Source organism: Microbacterium sp. UBA837 (assembly GCF_002296025.1).
Taxonomy (GTDB): Bacteria; Actinomycetota; Actinomycetes; order Actinomycetales; family Microbacteriaceae; genus Microbacterium.
Genome location: NZ_DBHD01000019.1, coordinates 1 through 1,311, shown reverse-complemented (window position 1 = coordinate 1,311; position 1,311 = coordinate 1). Strand labels below are relative to the sequence as shown.

Annotated in this window: 3 protein-coding genes; all 3 read right to left on the bottom strand. The window is 63.4% G+C overall.

The genetic code is table 11. The annotated features are described in order from the left end of the window. A partial coding sequence (gene rpsH / locus B3587_RS01515; RefSeq protein WP_292726022.1) for a 30S ribosomal protein S8 occupies window positions 1–215 on the bottom strand: 215 nt, incomplete at its 3' end. A gap of 96 nt (window positions 216–311) precedes the next feature. Further along, window positions 312–902 carry a 50S ribosomal protein L5 gene (rplE, locus tag B3587_RS01510; protein ID WP_228177316.1) on the bottom strand — a complete coding sequence of 197 codons (591 nt, stop codon included), beginning with the start codon at window positions 900–902 and terminating at the stop codon, window positions 312–314. Further along, window positions 902–1,261, bottom strand: coding sequence for a 50S ribosomal protein L24 (rplX, locus tag B3587_RS01505; RefSeq protein ID WP_228177317.1), 360 nt, complete (start codon window positions 1,259–1,261; stop codon window positions 902–904). Before rplX ends, rplE begins: the two co-directional genes overlap by 1 nt. Window positions 1,262–1,311 lie beyond the last annotated feature (50 nt).

Sequence of the window (1,311 nt, the reverse complement as noted above, 5' to 3'; positions counted from 1 at the left end):
CGCTCCCGGTTCGGGCCGTACTTGAGGGTCATGGTCAGGGTCTGGCCCACGCGGGCATCCTCGACCGACCAGTCCGAGATGTAACCCTCTTGCTTGAGGATCTCGGCGATGTGGGTCTTGAGCTTGGAGCTCGGCAGCGACACGGAGTCGTGATGCGCCGAGTTCGCGTTGCGCAGCCGGGTCAGCATATCTGCGACCGGGTCTGTCATGGTCATGGGGTTCTTCTTTCGTTCACCAGGTTTCGACGCCCGTTACGCGGACGCCGACCTGTGGTGGTGATGCCCCGGAGGTCCCGGGACATCAAGAGTGGATCAGGCCTGCTGCTCGGTACCGCGGAACGGGAAGCCGAGGTGACGCAGCAGAGCGCGACCTTCGGCATCCGTCTTCGCCGACGTCACGATCGTGATGTCGAACCCGCGGACGCGGTCGATCTTGTCCTGGTTGATCTCGTGGAAGATCGACTGCTCCTGCACACCGAAGGTGTAGTTGCCGTTGCCGTCGAACTGCTTGTCCGACAGGCCGCGGAAGTCACGGATGCGGGGCAGTGCCAGGCTCACGAGGCGGTCGATGAACTCCCACGCACGGTCACCGCGAAGGGTGACGTGCGCGCCGATGGCCTGACCCTCACGCAGCTTGAACTGCGCGATCGACTTGCGAGCCTTCGTGACGACCGGCTTCTGACCGGTGATCTTGGTGAGGTCGTCGACCGCACCATCGATCACCTTGCTGTCGCGAGCTGCCTCGCCGACACCGGTGTTCACGACGACCTTGACCAGGCCCGGAATCTGCATGACGTTCGCGTAGCCGAATTCGTCCTGCAGCGCCTTCTTGATCTCGCCGTTGTACTTCTGCTTCAGGCGCGGCTGGATTTTGCCAGCGGGCGCAGCAGTGGTGGTGCTCATCAGAGGTCCTTACCTGACTTCTTCGCGTAGCGCACGCGAACCGTACGCTTGACGCCGTCCTTGACCTGCTCCTCGACACGGTGACCGACGCGGGTCGGCTTCTTCGTCTCGGGGTCCACGACCTGGACGTTAGAGATGTGGATGGGCGCCTCGATCGTCTCGAGCCCGCCGGTCTTGGTGCCGCGCTGGGTCTGGCCAACGCGCACGTGCTTGGTGACGTAGTTCACGCCCTCGACGATCACGCGGTCCTGCTCGACAAGGACCTCGAGGACCTTGCCCTGCTTGCCGCGGTCACCGCCGCGCTCGGGCGTCGGGCCCGAGATGACCTGAACCAGGTCGCCCTTTTTGATGTTCGCCATGATCAGATGACCTCCGGGGCCAGCGAGACGATCTTCATGAACTTCTTGTC